Source organism: Streptomyces sp. NPDC126499, assembly GCF_040302485.1.
GTDB lineage: Bacteria > Actinomycetota > Actinomycetes > Streptomycetales > Streptomycetaceae > Streptomyces.
In genome coordinates, this window is record NZ_JBEOUO010000002.1 from 218,193 (window position 1) to 236,861 (window position 18,669).

The following is an 18,669-nucleotide window of genomic DNA, read 5'->3' on the forward strand; positions in this document are numbered from 1 at the left end:
CCATGGCCGCCGTACTCGTCCGCTCGGTCGCGACGGGGCGGGCCCGGCTGACCGTGCCCTGGCTGCGGGACCGGCCCGGGTGCGCCGGTCTCGTCGACGACCGGCTCACCGGCCTCTCCGGCTTCCGCGCCCTGCGCGTCTTCCCCCGTACCGGCAGCGTCGTCATCTGGATGGAACCCGCCGACCTCGACGTGGACGCCCTGGTCGACGCCCTCGACGAAGCCCCGCCGCCCTCCGCACCCGCCAAGGCCACCCGGTCCGCCCCTGACTCCTCCACCGGGGAGGTCGCCCGGCTAGCCGTCGGCGGAGCCGTGCTCGCCGTCGTGGCCCTGCGCCGACTGCTCGCCCGGCCCCGGATCGGCGTCGGCTCCTCCGGTCTCCTCGGCGCGATCACCGTCTTCACCGGCCTGCCGTTCTTCCGGGGCGCCCTGCGCACCCTGCGCGGCCGGAGCAGTCCCGGCACGGACACCCTGGTCACCGCCGCCACCGTCATCTCCCTGGTCCTGCGGGAGAACGTCGTCGCCCTCACCGTCCTGTGGCTGCTGAACATCGGCGAGTTCCTCCAGACCCTCACCCTGCGCCGCACCCGCCGCGCCATCGAGGACCTGCTCACCATCGGCGACGAGCGCGTCTGGCTGGTCCGCGAGGAAGGCGTCGAGGTCGAGGTGCCGCTCGAACAGCTGGAGCCCGGCGACACCGTCGCCGTGTACGAGCACCACCGCATCCCCGTCGACGGACACGTGGTGGGCGGCGAGGCCCTGGTCGACCAGGCCGCCGTCACCGGCGAGGCGCTGCCCGTGTACGCCCGGGAGGGCGCCCACGTCTACGCCGGCACCCTCGTCACCTCTGGTTCCCTGACCGTCCGCGCCGACTCCGTCGGACGCGACACCACGGTCGGCCGGATCATCACCCGGGTCGAGGAGGCCCAGACCGACCGGGCCCCCATCCAGACCGTCGCCGCGCGCTTCACCCAGCGCTTCGTCCCCGTCTCCTTCGCGCTCGCCGCCCTCACGTACGCGGTCACCCGCGACGCCCGCAGGGCGATGACGATGCTGCTCATCGCCTGCCCCTGCGCCGCCGGCCTGGCCACGCCGACCGCCATCAGCGCCGCCATCGGCAACGGCGCCCGCCGCGGCACCCTCATCAAGGGCGGCACGCACCTGGAAGGCGTCGGCCGGGTCACCGCCGTCGTCTTCGACAAGACCGGCACCCTGACCTTCGGCAAGCCGCTGGTCACCAGCGTCGTCACCCTCGGCGAGCGCTTCGGCGCCGACGAGGTGCTGAGCCTGGCCGCCTCCGGCGAGCTCCACGCCCGCCACCCGCTCGCCCAGGCCATCGTCGCCCACACCGAGGAACAGCACCTGCACGTCCCGCTCCACCAGGCGTGCGAGGTCGTCCTCGGCATGGGCATGCGCGCCGAACTCGACGGCACCCGGCTCCTGGTGGGCAGCCCCGCCCTGCTGCGCCGGCACGGCATCGAGCTCACCGACGCCGCCCAGGACTGGACCGACCACCTCCGCCGCGGCGGCGAGACCGTCATCTGCCTGGCCCACGACAACGACCTCATCGGCCTCCTCGGCGTGTCCGACGCCGTACGCGCGGGTGCCGACACCGTCGTACGGCAGCTGCGCGACCTCGGCGTCCAGCGGCTGGTCCTGCTCACCGGCGACGCGCCGGAGACCGCCCAGGTCGTGGCGGACGCCCTCGGCATCACCGAGGTCCACGCCCACGCCCTGCCGGAGGCCAAACTCCAGCTGATCCGCGACCTCCAGGCCGAGGGCCACATCGTCGCCATGGTCGGCGACGGCACCAACGACGCCCCGGCGCTCGCCCTGGCCGACGTCGGCATCACCATGGGCGAGCACTCCTCGCACGTGGCCCTGGAGACCGCCGACATCGCCCTCGCGGGCAACGACCTGCGCCAGGTCCCCGCGGTCGTCGAGCTCAGCCGCCACACGCTGCGGGTCGTACGGCAGAACTACGGCCTCGCCATCGGCGTCAACCTGCTCGGCCTCGTCGCGGGCGCCGGCGGCACCATGAACCCCGTCCTCGCCGCCCTGCTCCACAACACCAGCAGCATCGCCGTCGTCGGCAACTCCGCCCGCCTGGTCAACCACACCCCGCACCTGCCGCACGTCAGCGACGAGATCCTCCACGCGGCCCCCCTGGAGGAGCGCCGCGTGCGCTAGTCCAGCGAGATCCCGGCGGTCACCGGCAGGTGGTCGCTGCCGGTCGCGGGCAGGGTGCGGATGCGGCCGACGGTCGCCGAGCGGGCCATGACCTGGTCGATGCGGGCCAGGGGGAAGGAAGCGGGGAAGCTGAAGGCGAAACCCCGCTCCGCCGTGTTCATCCGGGAGGTGAGCGGGGCCAGCCCACGGTCGTCGACGGTGCCGTTGAGGTCACCGAGCAGCAGGACCGTCCGGTGTTCCTCGGCGGCGATCGCCCGGCCCAGCAGCTCCGCGCTCTCGTCCCGCCACGCGGACGCGAGACCGCTCGCCCCGACACGTACGGACGGCAGGTGCGCGACGTACACCGCGATGTCGCCGTGCGGCGTCCGGGCCACCGCGCGCAGTCCGCGACTCCAGGGCTCCGTGATCGCCCGCGGCTTGACGTCCACCGTGCGGACGTCGGTCAGCGGATGCCTGGACCAGAGTCCGACGGTTCCCCTGACGGCGTGGTGCGGGTGGCTCGTCGCCAGGGTCCGCGCGTACACCGGCAGCGCCGGGGACACGAGCTCCTCCAGGGCGATGAGATCGGGCTCGGCGCGGGCCAGTGCCCGCGCCGTGCCCGCCGGGTCGGCGTTCTCGTCGCTGACGTTGTGCTGCGTCACGACCAGGTCGGCCCGGCCGGGATCCGGCCCGAGCAGCCCGGCGAAGAGATGGGTCCAGGCCGCCGCCGGCAGCAGCAGCGCCACCAGCGCGGTCGCCGAACGGCGCAGCAGGGCCAGGACGAGCAGCCCCACGGTGACGAGGCCCAGCCAGGGAAGGAAGGTCTCCAGCAGACTGCCCAGGCGCCCCGCGGAGCCGGGCACCACCCGGGGGAAGGCCATGAGCCCGGCCGTCAGCACCGCGAGGGCGGCGAGCACCCGTCCCCTCCGCCAGGCCGGCCCCCACCGTGGGTCAGGCCCCGTGGCCCCGCCCGCGGCGGGCGGTCCGGACCGGAGCCGCGCCCACCGGGCCGCTGCCGCCGCTTTGCCCTCCATGGCCCTCCTCCGTTCGACGTCACCGCTCAGGACGGGACACCCGGGGAACCGGTTCCGGGCAGTTCCTGTCGCCCGTACGACGAGACCGTTTCCATCCGATCACCCGCGTCGTTGCCCGGGGCGGGGGCGGACGTCCGCCCCGTCATGGTGTTCGGACAGCGGCGAGGAGCGGTCGTGGTGGACAAGGACTTTCTGACGGCGAAGATCGAGCAGGGATTCGACCAGCTCGACGTGAACGGCAACGGCGTGCTCACCGAGGACGACCACGTCGAGATGGGCCGCCGGGTGGCGTCCTCGCTGGGGCACGCCCAGGGCTCCCCGGAGACCGAGCGGATCGTCGACGCCTACACCGCCATCTGGCGGGAGGTGCATCTGCCGTTCGTCCCGGCCGGCGGCCAGGGAATCCCCAAGAGCCGGTTCGTGGCCTCGACCCGGACGCTCGCCGAGAACCCCGAGCTCGCGAGGGCGACCCTCGGCCGGCTCGCCGAGACCTACCTCAGGATCGCCGACATCGACCAGGACGGCCGGATCAGCCCGGACGAGTTCCTGGCCTTCCAGCGCGGACACTTCCCCAGGTTCGCCGAGGAGGAGGCGGCCGAGGCGTTCCGGCACCTCGACACCGACGGTGACGGGTGGCTGTCACCGGACGAGTTCACCGCCGCCGTCGTCGAGTTCTGGTCCAGCCCGGACCGGGACGCGCCCGGCAACTGGTGGATGGGCCGCCTCACCCTCCCGCAGGGCTGAGCCCGACAAGGCGGGGCGGCTCAGCAGGCTGCTCCCGACGGCGTTCTCTCACCGGTCGGGCGCCGTCTTGGGGCGGGCATAGGTCCGCCCCTTCCAGGCCGCGCCACGGCCCCGGTAGTGCTGGACGGCCGAGTCCACCGTCATCAGCAGATAGAGCAGCGCCGTGAAGGGCAGCAGCGGAGCGAGCCAGGGCGGCTGACGGTAGTAGCGGAGCATCGGCAGATACGTGCCCGCCATCACCGCCCAGGCGAGCCCCCCGGCCCACGCCGCCGGACCGTCCCCCGCCGCGAGTCCGGCCACCAGGGCCACGGGCGGCGCCAGATAGACGACCGCGAGGCCCGCGACCGTGCCGGCCAGCAGCAGCGGATGGTGCCGCAGCTGCGCGTACGCGCTCCGCGAGACCATCCGCCACAGCTCGCCCAGGCCCCGGTACGGACGGACGCTGTCCACCCGTTCCGCCAGCCCCAGCCAGACCCGGCCACCGGCCCGCCGTACCGCGCGGGCCAGCGACACGTCGTCGATCACCGCCTGCCGGATCACCTCCGGCACCCGGGCCCGCTCGGCGATCTCCGTCCGCAGCAGCACGCACCCGCCCGCGGCCGCCGTCGCCCGCGGGCGCGGCCGGTTGATCCAGCGGAAGGGATACAGCTGGCAGAAGAAGTACACGAAGGCCGGCACGATCAGGCGCTCCCAGCCGCTCTCCACCCGCAGCCGCGCCATCTGCGACACCAGATCCAGGCGGTGCCCCGTCGCCGCGGCCACCAGCAGCCGCAGACTGTCCGGCTCGTGCGCGATGTCCGCGTCCGTCAGGAGCAGGAACTCGGGCCCACGCGCGCGTGCCAGCGCCATCCCGTGGCGCAGCGCCCACAGCTTGCCCGTCCAGCCGGGCTCCGGCTCACCCGGCGTAACCACCGTCAGCGGCAGCCCGCCGTGCTTGACCGCGAGCTCCTCGGCGAGCCGGCCGGTCCCGTCGCTGCTCCCGTCGTCCACGAGGATCACCTCCGCGAGCCCCGGATAGTCCTGGGCGAGCAGCGACGGCAGGCTGACGGGCAGCACCTCGGCCTCGTCCCGGGCGGGCACGACCACCACGACCCGCGGCGAGTGCTCCGAGGCGCCGTCCGGGCGGCCGCGGGCGTCGTCCGGGCCGGCGGAACCGTCCGGGCGCCCGCCGGCGCCACCGGCCAGGCCGGGCAGGCGCTGGTCCGTGCGCCAGTAGAATCCCTGGCCCAGGAGCAGCCATCCCCAGGCGGCCAGCGAGGCGAACGCGATCCAGGCAAGCGGGCTCATTCGCCGCAGTCTGCCCCAGATTGGCGGGGAATCAAGGGTGGTCGGCTAGGGTGACCGGGTGAAGATCGCCCTCATGGACTCCGGAATCGGCCTTCTCCCGGCAGCGGTGGCCGTCCGCAGCATGCGGCCCGACGCGGATCTGGTGCTCTCCTCCGACCCCGACGGCATGCCGTGGGGCCCGCGCACCCCCGAGGACCTCACCGAGCGTGCCCTCGCCGTCGCCCGCGCCGCCGCCGCGCACGCGCCGGACGCCCTGATCGTCGGCTGCAACACCGCGACCGTCCACGCCCTCCCCGCCCTCCGCGCCGAGCTCGAGCCCCGCATCCCCGTGATCGGCACCGTCCCCGCGATCAAGCCCGCGGCGGTCGGCGGCGGCAAGGTCGCCATCTGGGCCACCCCCGCCACCACCGGCAGCCCCTACCAGCGCGGGCTGATCCGCGACTTCGCGGACGGCGCCGAGGTCACCGAGGTGCCCTGCCCCGGTCTCGCCGACGCCGTCGAGCACGCCGACACCGAGGCCGTACGCCGGGCCGTCGCCGCCGCGGCCGCCCTCACGCCCCCGGACGTACGCGCCGTCGTCCTCGGCTGCACCCACTACGAGCTCGTCGCCGGCCTCATCCGATCGGCCCTGCACCGCACCGACGGGCCGCCGGTCGTTTTGCACGGCTCCGCCGGGGCAGTCGCCGCACAGGCGTTCCGGCGGATCGGCGCCGAGGCCGACCCCGAGGCGGCCCCGACGGGCGCCCTGACCGTGCTCCTGAGCGGCCGCGAGGGCGAGCTCCCGAAGGCCGCGCTCGGCTACGCCGAAGGGCGCCTGCTGGGGGCGGCGACCGCCGCGTACTGAACGTCACCGGCCGGCTCCGCCCGAGGAGCCGTCGCCACGGAACGTGCGTAGGCTGCCACCATGAGGGACCAACCCCAGAACCAGGGCCCCGAGGGACCCGCACCCCCGGTCTGGACCGGTCGCGCGACCAACCGGATGCAGTGGCTGCCGGCCATCGGCGGGCTCGCCTGCATGGCGCTCGGCGTCACCCTCGCCGTCGCGTCCCCCTGGACCTCCGGCATCGCCCCGCTCCTGATGGCCGTGATCGGCTGCGTCGCCGCCGGCCTCCTCGTGCTCTTCGGCACGCTCGCCTTCGTCCACGTCGCCGTCCGCGTCGACCACCGCGCCATGGAGGTGCGCTGCGGCCACATGGGCGTCCCCCGCCGCCGCATCCCGCTCTCCCACGTCGTCGGCGCCGACTTCGCACCCTCCGTCACCCCCCGCCAGTGGGGCGGCTGGGGCTACCGCTGGCGCCCCGAGAAGGGCACGGCGGTCGTCGTCCGCCGCGGCGAGGGCGTGGTCCTGCGCCTCGGCGACGGCCGCACCTTCACGGTGACGGTCGACGACGCGGAGTCCGCGGTCCACGCCATCCGCACCCTGCTCCTCCACCGCACGACGCCGCCGACACCGACGGGCGGGGCCTGAGCGACGGGTGGGCACACGGGACGGCGCACCGGCGGGCGCGTTCCGCACGTGTGCCGGGGCCCGCACCAGCCAGCCGGCTCCGCCCAGGAACGGGTGATACCGCGCTCGTGCGACGGCGGGCCGCAACAGGGCGGCGAGCGGCACCGCCTCGGCGGGACGGAGACCCCGGCACCGCCTCGGCGGGACGGAGACCCCGGCACCGCCTCGGCCGGGCGGAGGCCCGTGAGGCTCCCGCCTCGTGGGGCGTACCGCCCACGCGCTCGGGCCCGCGCCGTAGACTCCCGCACGTGAGCACCACCATCGCCCCCGCCGACGTGCCCGACACCCCCGCCGCCCCCGAGCGCAGCCGTCGGCCCCGGTGGCCGGTGCGGCCGGCCGCGGCCGTGCTGGCCGGGGTGCTGCTCTTCCTGAGCTTTCCGCCGCGGCCGCTGTGGTGGCTCGCGGTGCCCGCCTTCGCGCTGCTCGGCTGGACGCTGCGCGGCCGCCGGCCGCGGGCCGGATTCGGCCTCGGCTATCTGGCCGGTCTCGGTTTCCTGCTGCCGCTGCTCGTGTGGACCGGCGAGGAGGTCGGGCCGGTGCCGTGGCTGGCGCTGGCCGCCGTGGAGGCGCTGTTCGTGGCGGCCGTCGGCCTCGGCGTCAGCGCCGCGTCCCGGCTGCCCGCCTGGCCGGTGTTCGCGGCCGCCGTGTGGATCCTCGGCGAGGCGGCACGCGCGCGCGTGCCGTTCGGCGGATTCCCCTGGGGGAAGATCGCGTTCGGGCAGGCGGACGGGATCTTCCTGCCGCTCGCCGCGGTCGGCGGCACCCCGGTGCTCGGCTTCGCCGTCGCGCTCTGCGGCTTCGGCCTGTACGAGCTGCTGCGCCGGCTCCGAGCCCGCCGCGCCGGCGCCGCCGCCGGCCGCACCGGCCCACTGGTGGCCGCCGGCCTCGCCGCCCTCGTGCCCGTCGCCGGTGCGTTCGCCGCGCTGCCGCTGGTGTCCGACGCCGCGGAGGACGGCACGGCGACGGTCGCCGCGGTGCAGGGCAACGTGCCCCGGCTGGGCCTCGACTTCAACGCCCAGCGCCGCGCGGTCCTCGACAACCACGCCAACCGCACCAAGGAGCTGGCCGCGGACGTGAAGGCCGGCCGGGCGCCGCAGCCCGACCTCGTGCTGTGGCCGGAGAACTCCTCCGACATCGACCCGTACGCCAACCCCGACGCGTACGAGGTCATCGACCGGGCGGTACGGGAGGTGAACGCGCCGACCGTCATCGGCGCCGTCATCGCCCCCGAGACCGGCAAGCTGCGCAACACCCTGATCGCGTGGGAGCCGGGGAAGGGCCCGGTCGCCGAGTACGACAAGCGGCACGTCCAGCCGTTCGGCGAGTACATCCCGATGCGGTCGTTCGTGCGGATCTTCAACAGCGACGTCGACCGGGTCCGCCGTGACTTCGGCGCGGGCACGAAGGTCGGCGTGTTCGACCTCGCCGGTACGAAGGTGGGCCTCGCCACCTGTTACGAGGCGGCCTTCGACTGGGCCGTGCGCGACACGGTCACGCACGGCGCCCAGCTGATCAGCGTGCCCAGCAACAACGCCACCTTCGGCCGCAGCGAGATGACCTACCAGCAGCTCGCCATGTCGCGGGTGCGGGCCGTGGAGCACAGCCGCAGCGTGGTCGTGCCGGTCACCAGCGGAGTCAGCGCGGTCATCCGGCCGGACGGCACGATCGTGGCGGAGACGAAGCTCTTCACCCCGGACGTACTCGTGGAGAAGGTGCCGCTGCGCTCCTCGCTGACCCCGGCCACCCGCATGGGCACGCTGCCCGAGGCGCTGCTCGTCGCCGTCGCGGCGGCCGGACTCGGCTGGTCGGCGGCCCGCTCCCTGCGCGCCCGCCGGGATCGCCGGGCCCGCCAGGCCTGAACCCCGCATGGCGCCGGGCCTCGGCCGCCCCGGATGATCATTTAGGGTCGGGGTATGGGCACCCCTGACTTCATCCGCGACCTGCGCGCCACCGCCGGCCACCAGCTGCTGTTCCTGCCGGGCGTGTCCGCCGTCGTCTTCGACGACCGCGGACGCGTCCTGCTCGGGCGGCGGGCGGACACCGGGATGTGGGCGATCGTCGGCGGCATCGTCGAGCCCGGTGAGCAGCCCGCCGCCTGCGCCGTGCGCGAGGTGTACGAGGAGACGGGCGTGCGCTGCGAGGCGGAGCGGGTCGTGCTCGTCCAGACGCTGCGCAAGCCGGTCGTCTACCCCAACGGGGACCGGTGCCAGTTCATGGACGTGTCGTTCCGCTGCCGGGCCGTCGGGGGCGAGGCGAGGGTCAACGACGACGAGTCGACGGAGGTCGGCTGGTTCGAGCTGGACGCGCTCCCGGAGATGAAGCGTTTCTCGTACTTCCGTATCGAGCGGGCCCTCGCCGACGAACCCACATGGTTCGACACCACGCCTCTGGGCTGAACTGTGTGCCGAGCACACATCGGTCGGGGGTGGGACGCTTCATAAGGTGCGGAGCATGAGCGCCCCCACCACATCAGGGCCCGCCCCGGCCCCGGCCCCCGCGCCCCGGCCCGCACCCGGGTCCGTCACCCTCGACCTCTCCGGGCGCACCGCGCTCGTCACCGGCGCCGCCGGCGGCATCGGCCGCGCCTGCGCCCTGCGGCTCGCCGCCGCCGGAGCCCGGGTCAGAGCCGTCGACCGGGCTGCCGACGGACTCGACGCCCTGACGCGTGCCGCCGACGGGCTGCCCGGACCGGTCGAGGCCCAGCTGCTCGACCTCACCGACCTGGACGCCGCCGAGGCCGCCGCGGCGGGCGCCGACATCCTCGTGAACAACGCCGGGCTCCAACTGGTCCGCCCCATCGAGGACTTCCCGCCGGACGTGTTCCACACCGTCCTCACCGTGATGCTGGAGGCGCCGTTCCGGCTGATCCGGGGCGCCCTGCCGGAGATGTACGCACGCGGCTGGGGCCGCGTCGTGAACATCTCCTCCGTCCACGGCCTGCGCGCCTCCCCCTACAAGTCCGCCTATGTGGCCGCCAAACACGGTCTGGAGGGCCTCTCCAAGACCGCGGCCCTCGAAGGCGCCCCGCACGGCGTCACCTCCAACTGCGTCAACCCCGGCTATGTGCGCACGCCCCTCGTCGAGCGCCAGATCGCCGACCAGGCCGCCGCCCACGGCATCCCCGCCGAACGGGTCCTGTCCGACGTCCTCCTGAAGGACTCGGCGCTCAAGCGGCTGATCGAACCCGAGGAGGTCGCCGAGGCGGTCCTCTACCTCTGCACCCCGCAGGCGTCCTTCGTCACCGGCGCCTCGCTCACCCTCGACGGCGGCTGGACGGCCCACTGAGCGCCGACAAGGCCGCGCCCGTTGTCCACAGGCCGTTTTCCACAGGGCTGGTGCGACCCCCCGTACGGCAGGTATCCCTGTGACCATGACCCACGAACAGGCCGTCTACCTGGAGCTCCTCGCCCGCGGCGCCGCGCCCGAGGCGTACGACCGCCCCGTGCTGCTCGCCCGCGCGAGCGGCGCGGGGCCCAAGGAGCTGGCCGGCCTGGAGCAGGCCAAGCAGCTCGCGCTGCGGGTGCGGGCCGAGCTGGAGGGCCGCAGGCGCCGCGAGGCCGAGCTCTCCGCCCTGTTCGAGACCGCCCACGACCTCGCCGGGCTGCGCGACCTCGACGACGTGCTCCGCGCCATCGTCCAGCGCGCCCGCTCCCTGCTCGGCACCGAGGTGGCCTACCTCAGCCTCAACGACCCGGTCCGCGGCGACACCTACATGCGGGTCACCGAGGGATCGGTCTCGGCACGGTTCCAGCAGGTCCGGCTCGGCATGGGGGAGGGCCTCGGAGGGCTCGTCGCCCAGACCGCCCGGCCCTACGTCACCGACGACTACTTCCGCGACGAGCGCTTCCAGCACACCGAGGCCATCGACAGCGCCGTCGGCGACGAGGGCCTGGTCGCCATCCTCGGCGTGCCGCTCACCCTCGGCAGCCAGGTCATCGGCGTCCTCTTCGCCGCCGACCGCAGGGCCCGGGTCTTCGAACGGGAACAGGTGGCCCTGCTCGGCTCGTTCGCCGCCCACGCGGCCGTCGCCATCGACACCGCCAACCTGCTCGCCGAGACCCGCTCCGCCCTCGCCGAGCTGGAGCGGGCCAACGACATCATCCGCGAGCACAGCGGCGTCATCGAGCGGGCCTCCGAGGTCCACGACCGGCTCACCGAACTCGTCCTGCGCGGCGGCGGGGTCCACGACGTGGCCGCCGCCGTCTCCGAAGTCCTCGGCGGCACGGTCGAGTTCGTCGAGGAGCGACCCGGGCCCGCCAGGATCTCCGAAGGCCACGCCACCCGGGACGGCGACGACTGGATCGCCGCCGTCTCCGCCGGCGGGGAGACCTTCGGCGCCCTCGTCCTGCGCGAGCGGCCCGACCTCGACCCCGTCGACCTGCGCACCCTCGAACGGGCCGCCCTCGTCACCTCCCTGCTGCTGCTCGCCCGCCGCTCCGCCGGCGAGGCCGAGCAGCGGGTCCGCGGCGAGCTCCTCGACGACCTGCTCGACGCGCCGGACCGCGACCGGCGGCTGCTGCGCGAGCGCGCCGCCCGGCTCCACACCGACGTCGACGCCCCCCATGTGGTGCTCGCGGCCCGGATCGACCGGGCCGGCGCAGGACCCGACCCCGACCCGGGCGGCCGGGAGAGCGCGGACCGCCAACGGCTGCGCTCGGCCGCCTCCCACCTGGCCGCCACCCGCCACGGCCTCGCCTCGGCCCGCGACGGGGGCACGGTCCTGCTGCTGCCCCTCGGGCCCGGCGAGAGCGCGGCCGAAGTGGCCCGGCAGACCGCGAAACACCTCGGCGGCGCGCTGCGCGAGCCGGTCACCGTCGGCGCCTCGGCCCCCGTCACCGCACCCCTCGCCCACCCGGACCGGGTCGCCCCCGCCTACGAGGAGGCGCGCCGCTGCCTGGAGGCCCTGCGGCTCCTGCACCGGCAGGGCGAGGGCGCCGCCGCCGAGGACCTCGGCTTCCTCGGCCTGCTGCTCGCCGACACCCGCGACATCGAGGGCTTCGTCGACCGCACCATCGGCCAGGTCATCGCGTACGACCGCCGGCGCGGCACGGACCTGGTGCGCACCATGGACGCCTACTTCGCCAGCGGGATGAGCCCCGCCCGTACCAAGGACGACCTCCACGTCCACGTGAACACCGTCGCCCAGCGCGTCGAACGGATCGGCCGGCTCCTCGGCCCCGACTGGCAGTCCCCGGCCCGCGCCCTGGAGATCCAGCTCGCCCTCCGCCTGCACGCCCTCTCGGACGCCGTCATACGCTGACCACACCCCGGCACACAGCCCACGCCGGGCGGTCCGCCCCCGGACGGCCCCGTCCGATCCGCCAGCCCCGCCGAACCACGGCCCAGGAGGTCGCCCGATGCCCGGACGTCCCACAGACCTGCCGCTCTCCGGCATCACCGTCGTCAGCGTCGAGCAGGCGGTCGCCGCGCCCTTCGCCACCCGCCAGCTCGCCGACCTCGGTGCCCGGGTGATCAAGGTCGAGCGGCCGGGCGACGGCGACTTCGCCCGCCGGTACGACACCACCGTGCACGGGGAGTCGAGCTACTTCGTGTGGCTCAACCGGTCCAAGGAGTCGATCACCCTCGACCTGAAGACGGATGCCGGGCGCGAGATCCTGGAGCGGCTGCTGGCGGAGGCGGACGTCTTCGTGCAGAACCTGGCGCCCGGCGCCGCCGCACGACTGGGCCTCGCCCCCGAGGCCCTGGCCGAACGCTTCCCCTCGCTGATCCCGGCCGGCCTCTCCGGGTACGGGACGAGCGGGCCGTGGGCCGACCGCAAGGCGTACGACCTCCTCGTGCAGTGCCAGACCGGCCTGGTCTCGCTCACCGGCAACGAGCACGGCACCGCCCGCGCCGGGATCTCGGTCGCCGACATCGCCGCCGGCATGTACCTCTACAGCGGCATCCTGACCGCCCTGTTCACGCGCGCCACCACCGGCGTCGCCCGTGCCGTCGAGGTCTCCCTGTTCGAGGCGCTCGCCGAGTGGATGCACCAGCCCGCGTACTACACGCGCTACGGCGGCACCCAGCCCCCGCGCATCGGCACCCGCCACGCCACCATCGCCCCCTACGGCGCCTTCACCGCGGCCGACGGCAGGGACGTGCTGTTCTCCATCCAGAACGAGCGCGAGTGGGTCGCCCTCTGCGAGCGGTTCCTGGAGCGGCCCGAGCTGGCCACAGACCCCCGGTTCGCCACCGGCTCCGACCGCGTCGCCCACCGCGAGGAGCTCGACGCCCTGGTGGCCGAGCGGTTCGCCCGGCTCGACAGCGCGACGGCGGGCAAGCTCCTCGACGAGGCCGGCATCGCCAACGCGGGCGTCAACGACATGACGGAGTTCCTGGCCCACCCCGTCCTCGACGCCCGCGAGCGCTGGCGGGACGTCGAGATACCCGGCGGCCGACAGGTGCCGGCCCTGCTGCCGCCGGCCGACCTGTCCGGCACCAGCCCGCGCATGGACGCCGTCCCCGCCGTCGGCGAACACACCGAAGCCGTCCTCGCCGAGCTGGGCTACGGGCCGGCGGACCTCGACGCGCTGCGCGCCGGGGACGTCATCTGACCCCGCCCTGGCCCCGGTAGAGGGCGGTGAGCAGCTCGATCACCGGCTGCGTGGCGGGATGCGGATCGTCCCGCCACCAGGCCAGGCGCACCGCGACCGGCTCGGCGTCGCGCACCGGCCGGTAGACGACCCCCGGCCGGCGGTACTGACTGGCCGTGGCCTCCGCGCTCATCCCGATCCGGCGGCCCGTCGAGATCGCCGTGAGCCAGTCGTCCACGTCGTACGTCTCCTCCGTCGCCGGCCGGGAGTCGGGCGGCCACAGCTCCGGCGTCGTCGTCCCCGTGCGCCGGTCGATCAGCAGCGTGTGCCCGCTGAGATCGGCGAGCCGCACCGAACGGCGCCGGGCCAGCGGGTCGTCGGCGGCCATGGCGCACAGCCGCCGCTCCAGACCGACGATCGCCGAGTCAAAGCGCCGGTCCGCGGGCGGCCTGCGCAACACGGCCAGATCGCACGAGCCCTCGGCCAGCCCCGCGCTCGCCGAGTTCACCCGGACCAGCCGCAGCTCCGTACCGGGGTGGGCGGCGGCCCAGCGCCGCTGGAACGCCGGCGTGTGCCGGCCGAGCGCCGACCAGGCGTAACCGATCCGCAGGACCCGCTCCCCGGACATCGCCTCACGGACCAGCTCGTCCGCCTCCGCGAGGACCCGCCGGGCGTGCCCCACCACCCGCATCCCGGCACCCGTCGGCGTCACCGAGCGGGAGGCGCGGCGCAACAGCCGCACCCCGAGGGTGCGTTCCAGCGAGGCCAGGGTCCGGGAGACCGCGGCCTGGGAGACGCCGAGCGTGAGCGCGGCGTCCGTGAAGGTGCCCTCGTCGACGATCGCGACGAGACACCGCAACTGCCGCAGTTCCACACCCATACGCCCAGCGTATAGACCGCATCGGCCATGCATTTTGCGCAAGGCCGGGCGCCGAGGACGATCGGGCCATGTCCGCAGCCCCCGCCACAGCCGCCCCGGCGCCCCCGGCCGACACGCCCCACCGCACCTCATCCGCCGGAGTGGCCGCCATGCTCGGCAGCGGCCTGTCCAACCAGATCGGCGCGGCGACCGGCTCCCTCGCCTTCCCGGTCCTCGGCCCCGTCGGAGTCGTCGCCGTCCGCCAGTACGTCGCCGCGATCGTCCTCCTCGCCCTAGCCCGGCCCCGACTGCGCGACTTCACCCGCCGCCAGTGGCAGCCGGTGATCCTCCTCGCCGTCGTGTTCGGCACCATGAACCTCTCCCTCTACACGGCCATCGACCGCGTCGGCCTCGGACTCGCCGTCACCCTCGAGTTCCTCGGCCCCCTGACCCTCGCCCTCGCCGCCACCCGCCGCCGCGTGGACGCCTGCTGCGCGGTCCTCGCCACGGCCGGCGTCGTCACCCTCATGCGCCCCCAGCCCACCACCGACTACCTCGGCATGGGCTTCGGCCTCCTCGGCGCCGTCTGCTGGGCCTCGTACATCCTGCTCAACCGCACCGTCGGCAGCCGCATCCCCGGCGCCCAGGGCAGCGCGGCCGCGGCGGCCCTGTCCGCGCTGACCTTCCTGCCCGTCGGCCTCGTCGTCGCCCTGCGCCACCCGCCGACCGCCGCGTCGCTCGGCTACGCCGTCGCCGCCGGCGTGCTCGCCTCCGCCGTCCCCTACCTCGTGGACCTCTTCACCCTGCGCCACGTACCGCCCGCCGCCTTCGGCCTCTTCATGAGCGTCAACCCCGTCCTGGCCGCCCTCGTCGGCTGGATCGGCCTCGGCCAGCGCCTCGGCTGGGCCGACGGCGCCGCGATCGGAGCGGTCGTCACGGCGAACGCGCTCAGCATCCTCGCCTCCCACCGCCGACCGCCGCTCGGCTGAACCCCCGTCAGGCGGACGAGTGCCGTCCGGGCACTCGTCCGGCGGGCGTGGGCCGGCAGCCGCCTGCCCGCTGGTCTGCCCTCAGCCGGCGGTCACCAGGTCCGTCGGGTCGGTGTTGGCGCCGCACAGGACCACGCAGACCTTCTCGCCGGGGGACGGGCGGTAGGCGTGGGGGAGGGCCGCGAGGGCGGTGGCGGCGGCGTGTTCGACGACCAGCCGGTGGTCGTCCCACAGTCTCCGGCGGGCGCGGACGATCTCGCCGTCCGGGACGAGGACCGAGCGGACGCCGTCCTGGAGCGCGGCGTGCAGGGCCGTGGCGGAGGCGCGGCGCGCGCCGAGGGAGTCCGCGGCGACCGAGTCGACGGGGACGTCGACCGGAGTCCCGGCCTCCAGGGCCGCGTTGAGCGCCCGGCAGCGTTCCGGCTCGACGGCGACCGTGCGGATCCCGTGGTGCCGCGCCGCCGTGGCGACCCCCGCGAACAGGCCGCCCCCGCCGACCGAGACGACGACCGTGTCGAGGTCCGGGATCCGCTCGGCGATCTCCTCCAGGAGGGTGCCGGCTCCGGCGGCGACGAGCGGATGGTCGTACGCGTGCGAGGCCAGCGCCCCGCTCTCGGCCTCGAACACCTCGCAGGCGGCCAGCGCCTCGGCGTACTCCGAGCCGACGAGCCGGACGTCGGCGCCGTAGCCGAGGAGCCGGTCCACCTTCACCTTCGGCGCGGTCTCCGGCAGGAACACGGTGGCCCGTACGCCCTGCTGCCGTGCCGCCCACGCGCAGGCCAGCCCCGCGTTGCCGCCGGAGGCGATGGTCACGCCGGCCGCCGGCAGGGTGCCGGCCTCCAGGTGGCTCCGGAGGAAGTTCCACGCGCCGCGGGCCTTGAAGGACCCCGTGTGCTGGAGGAATTCCAGGGCGAGGAACAGCTCGTGGCCGGCCGCGTCGGGGTCGGCGGGGGCGACGGCCACGGGCCGGACATGCCCCGCGACGCGCTCGGCGGCGCCCTTCACATCGCCGTAGGAGAGGACCTGTGCGGGGATGCTCGTGGGAGATTCCATATCGGCGATCATGACATTCACCGGCGCGCGCGACCAGCGCCCCCGCGTCCGCCTGGCCGCCGACGGCGGTCGAGCCGCGCGATTCGGCCAAAGGTCAACGCCCGTAGGGGAGTTGCGTGTCGCCTTTACCAGCATCGCCTGCTATCGCAGGCTCACCACATGAGATGCCGTTCAAGGGGGGTGGGGGAGGGACAGAGGCAGCGGCGGCAGCGGCGGGGTGCCGTCGGGGAGGCCGGTCGCTACGGTCCGGGCCGTGGCCGTCACGGAGGCCGGTCGCTACGGTCCGGGGCGGCCGGCGACCGTGCGCAAGGCCCCGCGCAGCGCGGCGAGCTCCTGCTCGTCGAGGCTCTCCACGAAGCGGAGCAGTACGGCGGAGAGGTCCTCGCCGGCCCGCAGGCCGTCCTCCATCAGCGCCGCCGCGTATGCCTCCCGGGTGGCCGAGGCCCGGTACACCCAGACGCGGCCGTCCCGTTCGCGGGTGAGATAGCCCTTGTGGAACAGGATCGTCGTCACGGTGGTGACGGTGGTGTACGCGATCTCCCGATGCCGGTTGATGTCGTCGACGATCTCGCGCACGGTCGCGGGGCGGTTCCACCTCCAGAAACGGTCCATGATCTCCGCCTCCAGGTCCCCCAGCCGACGCATGGGCCGCCCCTGTCCTCTCCGCTGGCTCTCCCCGCCATGAACATCCCCGGCACGCATAGTAGACGCGCAGCTCACGGTGCCCGCAGGCCCGTCGGAGTGGCGTGAACGCGCCATCGCGCGTTCACGCAGCCGAGGCCCCCGGCCGACTCTCAACGGTCCGGTCCCGGTCGGTCCCGTCCCGGTCGGTCCCGTCCTGGTCGGTCCTGTCCTGGCTGGTCGGTACGCGGGCCCTGGAAGTACCGGTCGAGCAGCTGCGGCAGGTAGTCCGCCTCCGGGGCGGCCACGGTCCGGGGCGCGGACACGAACGCGATCGCGTCGAGCTCGGGCCCGGGCCCGGGCCCGACGCCGCACCCGGCACCGTACGCGGACTGCGCCGCCGCGAGGGCGGCGTGGCGGCGCCGTACCAGCGCGGCGGGCACGGGCGGGGCCAGGAAGTGGAAGCCGAGGCTGCCGAAGCGGGCCTGCCGGGTCACCGCCCACAGGCGCGGCGCGGAGTGCGGCACCCGGACCCCGAGCTCCTCGGCCAGCTCCCGGACGGCGTGTCGCCGGAGCACGGCCAGGTCCAACGGCAGCCCCGGTGCGGGCGGTTCCGCCGCGCCGCCGGGCAGCGTCCAGCGGCCGGGAGCGGCGGTGGCGGCGGAACCGCGACCCACCACCAGGCCCTCGTCGGTGGGCAGCAGTACGGTGACGAAGACGGAACCCGGCACGTCCTCGGCCGGTCGGAGCTCCCGCAGCGCCCGGTGGCGGTACGTCATCCTCGCCCACCGCACCGTGCGGCGCCCGGGCGCCGGCCGGTCGAGGCCCAGGCTCGCGACGAGGGGCCCGTCGAAGGTGGCCGGGTTGCGGGCCGTGGTCCGTGCCCACAGGCGGTCGACCTCGCGCCGCTCCTCCGGGGACAGCGGGGGAGGCGGGCACTCGGTGAAGTCGACCCGCTCGGCGTCCACGAACTCGACGGCCCCCGCGAGTCCCCGCGCGTGCCTGGGGCCGGGCCCGGGTTCGTACGCGGGATCATGCCCGGGTCCGGGTTCGTACGCGGGATCGTGCCCGGGTCCGGGTCCGGGCCCGCTCAGGCCGCCGCGTCCCATGCCGTCGTCAGTCCTTCCAGCCACGCGGGCGGCAGTTCGGCGGCGTCCCATTCCTCGCGCAGGCTCTCCGGTGTCGTGGTGAGCCTTTCCAGGACGGCGATGCTGGTGGGGGAGTGGAGGAGGGAGTAGCGGCCGTGGATGGCGATGGGGCTGCCCGGGCCGAACTCCGCGTACATCCGCTCCACGCGCGCGTGGTGCGTCGACGCGAACTCCGTGAGCCGGCCCGCGTATCCGGCGCGCCCGCGGGCGCTCATCGTGCCGAGGACGGCCGTGAGGACCTGCTCGGAGACCTCCGGGTCGAGGTCGGACACCGTGGTGAAGGAGAGGTAGAGCGGCAGCACCACCACCTTGGCCCGCTCCAGTTCCATCCGGCCGACCGGCGGACGCGGCTCCATGTCGGCGGCGGGCCCGTCGGCGCCCACGACCTGGCGCAGGGTCCGTTCGGCGAGGCCGGCGAGGCCGTCGGCCGCCGCGTGGGCGCCGTCGAGCCAGCCGGACGTGTACGGCTCGCCCTTCCCGGCGGGCGCGCTGCGGGCGAGTCCGGCGAGCTCCTCGTGGGCCAGGGCCAGGGCTCCCGCCTCGACGAGCCCGATCAGCTCCTCGGCGTCACCGGAGTAGACCCCGGCCCGGGCGAGAAGCTGGACGAGGGTCTTCTTGGCGTTGAGGACGTCGGCCGCGTCCAGCCGCTGCCGGCCTTCCTCGGTGGCGTTCATGGGGTCCTCCTTGTCGCATGGGCCGCGCCGCCGTGAGCCTACGTGCCCG

At 74.9% G+C, this 18,669-nt stretch carries 17 protein-coding genes; 10 read left to right on the plus strand and 7 right to left on the minus strand.

Going from position 1 to position 18,669, the window contains the following annotated elements; all coding sequences use genetic code 11:
* Window positions 1-2 precede the first annotated feature (2 nt).
* Window positions 3-2,189: a cation-translocating P-type ATPase gene (locus tag ABTZ91_RS03705; protein ID WP_352075478.1), complete on the plus strand. Its 2,187-nt coding sequence runs from the start codon at window positions 3-5 to the stop codon at window positions 2,187-2,189.
* On the opposite strand, the gene ABTZ91_RS03710 is transcribed toward ABTZ91_RS03705, so the two are convergent.
* Window positions 2,186-3,202: an endonuclease/exonuclease/phosphatase family protein gene (locus tag ABTZ91_RS03710; protein ID WP_352075479.1), complete on the minus strand. Its 1,017-nt coding sequence runs from the start codon at window positions 3,200-3,202 to the stop codon at window positions 2,186-2,188. The genes ABTZ91_RS03705 and ABTZ91_RS03710 overlap by 4 nt on opposite strands.
* Before the next feature lie 174 nt (window positions 3,203-3,376).
* Between ABTZ91_RS03710 and ABTZ91_RS03715 the strand changes: the two genes are divergently transcribed.
* On the plus strand, window positions 3,377-3,946 hold the full coding sequence (locus tag ABTZ91_RS03715) for an EF-hand domain-containing protein (protein ID WP_352075480.1): 570 nt from the start codon (window positions 3,377-3,379) through the stop codon (window positions 3,944-3,946).
* A gap of 48 nt (window positions 3,947-3,994) precedes the next feature.
* Here ABTZ91_RS03715 and ABTZ91_RS03720 read toward each other — a convergent pair whose 3' ends face one another.
* The gene (locus ABTZ91_RS03720) at window positions 3,995-5,233 is read right to left on the minus strand and encodes a glycosyltransferase (RefSeq protein WP_352075481.1); all 1,239 of its coding nucleotides are present in this window, start codon (window positions 5,231-5,233) and stop codon (window positions 3,995-3,997) included.
* Between the two features lie 58 nt (window positions 5,234-5,291).
* Between ABTZ91_RS03720 and ABTZ91_RS03725 the strand changes: the two genes are divergently transcribed.
* The 7 genes from ABTZ91_RS03725 to ABTZ91_RS03755 all read left to right on the plus strand — a co-directional run bounded on the left by ABTZ91_RS03725 (window position 5,292) and on the right by ABTZ91_RS03755 (window position 13,297).
* On the plus strand, window positions 5,292-6,077 hold the full coding sequence (locus ABTZ91_RS03725) for an aspartate/glutamate racemase family protein (RefSeq protein ID WP_352075482.1): 786 nt from the start codon (window positions 5,292-5,294) through the stop codon (window positions 6,075-6,077).
* Between the two features lie 60 nt (window positions 6,078-6,137).
* A complete protein-coding gene (locus ABTZ91_RS03730; RefSeq protein ID WP_352075483.1) occupies window positions 6,138-6,701 on the plus strand; it encodes a hypothetical protein in 564 nt (187 codons plus the stop codon).
* 287 nt (window positions 6,702-6,988) lie between these two features.
* Window positions 6,989-8,599 (plus strand): apolipoprotein N-acyltransferase, encoded by a 1,611-nt coding sequence (gene lnt / locus ABTZ91_RS03735; RefSeq protein ID WP_352075484.1) that lies wholly within the window; start codon window positions 6,989-6,991, stop codon window positions 8,597-8,599.
* Between the two features lie 54 nt (window positions 8,600-8,653).
* Window positions 8,654-9,136: an NUDIX domain-containing protein gene (locus tag ABTZ91_RS03740; protein WP_352075485.1), complete on the plus strand. Its 483-nt coding sequence runs from the start codon at window positions 8,654-8,656 to the stop codon at window positions 9,134-9,136.
* A gap of 55 nt (window positions 9,137-9,191) precedes the next feature.
* A complete protein-coding gene (locus ABTZ91_RS03745; RefSeq protein ID WP_352075486.1) occupies window positions 9,192-10,025 on the plus strand; it encodes a 3-hydroxybutyrate dehydrogenase in 834 nt (277 codons plus the stop codon).
* Window positions 10,026-10,110: 85 nt separating this feature from the next.
* The gene (locus tag ABTZ91_RS03750; RefSeq protein ID WP_352075487.1) at window positions 10,111-12,000 is read left to right on the plus strand and encodes a GAF domain-containing protein; all 1,890 of its coding nucleotides are present in this window, start codon (window positions 10,111-10,113) and stop codon (window positions 11,998-12,000) included.
* A 97-nt stretch (window positions 12,001-12,097) separates the two neighbouring features.
* The gene (locus ABTZ91_RS03755; protein WP_352075488.1) at window positions 12,098-13,297 is read left to right on the plus strand and encodes a CaiB/BaiF CoA-transferase family protein; all 1,200 of its coding nucleotides are present in this window, start codon (window positions 12,098-12,100) and stop codon (window positions 13,295-13,297) included.
* Here ABTZ91_RS03755 and ABTZ91_RS03760 read toward each other — a convergent pair.
* Window positions 13,290-14,156, minus strand: coding sequence for a LysR family transcriptional regulator (locus ABTZ91_RS03760; RefSeq protein ID WP_352075489.1), 867 nt, complete (start codon window positions 14,154-14,156; stop codon window positions 13,290-13,292). The two genes, ABTZ91_RS03755 and ABTZ91_RS03760, sit on opposite strands and share 8 nt — an antisense overlap.
* Window positions 14,157-14,224: 68 nt before the next feature.
* Here ABTZ91_RS03760 and ABTZ91_RS03765 point away from each other — a divergent pair, with 68 nt between their 5' ends.
* Window positions 14,225-15,124 (plus strand): EamA family transporter, encoded by a 900-nt coding sequence (locus tag ABTZ91_RS03765; RefSeq protein WP_352075490.1) that lies wholly within the window; start codon window positions 14,225-14,227, stop codon window positions 15,122-15,124.
* 81 nt (window positions 15,125-15,205) lie between these two features.
* On the opposite strand, the gene ABTZ91_RS03770 is transcribed toward ABTZ91_RS03765, so the two are convergent.
* The 4 genes from ABTZ91_RS03770 to ABTZ91_RS03785 all read right to left on the minus strand — a co-directional run bounded on the left by ABTZ91_RS03770 (window position 15,206) and on the right by ABTZ91_RS03785 (window position 18,620).
* Window positions 15,206-16,177: a threonine/serine dehydratase gene (locus ABTZ91_RS03770; RefSeq protein ID WP_352075491.1), complete on the minus strand. Its 972-nt coding sequence runs from the start codon at window positions 16,175-16,177 to the stop codon at window positions 15,206-15,208.
* 276 nt (window positions 16,178-16,453) lie between these two features.
* Entirely contained in the window at window positions 16,454-16,822 is a 369-nt protein-coding gene (locus tag ABTZ91_RS03775) for a BlaI/MecI/CopY family transcriptional regulator (protein WP_352075492.1), read from the minus strand.
* A 149-nt stretch (window positions 16,823-16,971) separates the two neighbouring features.
* Entirely contained in the window at window positions 16,972-17,907 is a 936-nt protein-coding gene (locus ABTZ91_RS03780) for an NUDIX domain-containing protein (protein WP_352075493.1), read from the minus strand.
* Window positions 17,889-18,620, minus strand: a complete 732-nt coding sequence (locus ABTZ91_RS03785; protein WP_352075494.1) for a hypothetical protein — start codon at window positions 18,618-18,620, stop codon at window positions 17,889-17,891. The genes ABTZ91_RS03780 and ABTZ91_RS03785 overlap by 19 nt, the downstream gene beginning before the upstream one ends.
* Between the last annotated feature and the right edge of the window lie 49 nt (window positions 18,621-18,669).

What these genes read in the sequence shown, in the direction of transcription:
- ABTZ91_RS03730 (WP_352075483.1), top strand. Translation starts at nt 6,138, where the DNA reads ATGAGGGACCAACCCCAGAACCAGGGCCCCGAGGGACCCGCACCCCCG.
- ABTZ91_RS03720 (WP_352075481.1), bottom strand. Translation starts at nt 5,233, where the DNA reads ATGAGCCCGCTTGCCTGGATCGCGTTCGCCTCGCTGGCCGCCTGGGGA.
- ABTZ91_RS03785 (WP_352075494.1), bottom strand. Translation starts at nt 18,620, where the DNA reads ATGAACGCCACCGAGGAAGGCCGGCAGCGGCTGGACGCGGCCGACGTC.
- ABTZ91_RS03765 (WP_352075490.1), top strand. Translation starts at nt 14,225, where the DNA reads ATGTCCGCAGCCCCCGCCACAGCCGCCCCGGCGCCCCCGGCCGACACG.
- ABTZ91_RS03745 (WP_352075486.1), top strand. Translation starts at nt 9,192, where the DNA reads ATGAGCGCCCCCACCACATCAGGGCCCGCCCCGGCCCCGGCCCCCGCG.
- ABTZ91_RS03755 (WP_352075488.1), top strand. Translation starts at nt 12,098, where the DNA reads ATGCCCGGACGTCCCACAGACCTGCCGCTCTCCGGCATCACCGTCGTC.
- ABTZ91_RS03705 (WP_352075478.1), top strand. Translation starts at nt 3, where the DNA reads ATGGCCGCCGTACTCGTCCGCTCGGTCGCGACGGGGCGGGCCCGGCTG.
- ABTZ91_RS03760 (WP_352075489.1), bottom strand. Translation starts at nt 14,156, where the DNA reads ATGGGTGTGGAACTGCGGCAGTTGCGGTGTCTCGTCGCGATCGTCGAC.
- ABTZ91_RS03740 (WP_352075485.1), top strand. Translation starts at nt 8,654, where the DNA reads ATGGGCACCCCTGACTTCATCCGCGACCTGCGCGCCACCGCCGGCCAC.
- ABTZ91_RS03750 (WP_352075487.1), top strand. Translation starts at nt 10,111, where the DNA reads ATGACCCACGAACAGGCCGTCTACCTGGAGCTCCTCGCCCGCGGCGCC.
- ABTZ91_RS03775 (WP_352075492.1), bottom strand. Translation starts at nt 16,822, where the DNA reads ATGCGTCGGCTGGGGGACCTGGAGGCGGAGATCATGGACCGTTTCTGG.
- ABTZ91_RS03710 (WP_352075479.1), bottom strand. Translation starts at nt 3,202, where the DNA reads ATGGAGGGCAAAGCGGCGGCAGCGGCCCGGTGGGCGCGGCTCCGGTCC.
- ABTZ91_RS03770 (WP_352075491.1), bottom strand. Translation starts at nt 16,177, where the DNA reads ATGGAATCTCCCACGAGCATCCCCGCACAGGTCCTCTCCTACGGCGAT.
- ABTZ91_RS03780 (WP_352075493.1), bottom strand. Translation starts at nt 17,907, where the DNA reads ATGGGACGCGGCGGCCTGAGCGGGCCCGGACCCGGACCCGGGCACGAT.